This is a genomic window from Cupriavidus sp. CuC1 (assembly GCF_044627735.1).
GTDB lineage: Bacteria > Pseudomonadota > Gammaproteobacteria > Burkholderiales > Burkholderiaceae > Cupriavidus > Cupriavidus ulmosensis.
The window spans coordinates 1-638 of sequence record NZ_JBIUHC010000431.1; the positions used below are offsets into that span (position 1 = coordinate 1).

A 638-nucleotide genomic window follows, 5' to 3' on the forward strand; every position below is an offset into this window, starting at 1 on the left:
GCAATCGCATTGGCCTGCGTCTGGGCGTCCTTGAGGACGATCCATTCGACCCGATCGACATGGACATGCTTGCCGCCTGCGGTACCCGAAGCCGGTTCCTGCCGCGGGACATAGTTCGGGTTCTTGATGTACACGATCTTTGCGCCCGGGCGATACTCGTCGAGCTTCAAGATGTAGGGGCCCGACCCGATGTACTCGGAAATCTGCTGGTCCGCCGGCGTATCGGCAACCCGCTTCGGCATGATGAACGCGGCGCTGCCGGACGGCTTACCTAGCGCCTCGAGGACCATCGGGAACGGCTGCTTGAAGGTCATGCGAAAGGTCTTGGCATTGACCGCGTCGAACGACTCGAGCGCTGCGAACATCTTCTGGCCGAACACGTCGCGCTTGCCCCAGCGGGTGATCGACGCGATCACGTCAACCGGTGTGACCGGCTTGCCGTCGCTGAACGCAAGGCCCTTGCGCAGCGTGAACGTCCAGGTCTTGCCATCCGCCGAACCGGTGTACGTATCCACCATCTCCGGTCGCACCGCGCCTTTGGCATCCACGCCGAACAGCGTGTCGTAGATCATATAGCCGTGGTCGCGCGTGATAAACGCCGTAGTCCAGATTGGATCGAGGATCTTCAGATCGGCTTG

General features: G+C 61.4%; 1 protein-coding gene. It reads right to left on the reverse strand.

Annotated features, from left to right (window positions below; all coding sequences use genetic code 11):
* On the reverse strand, nt 1-638 hold a 638-nt coding region (locus tag ACGLHR_RS52070; RefSeq protein ID WP_400103989.1), incomplete at both ends, for an ABC transporter substrate-binding protein.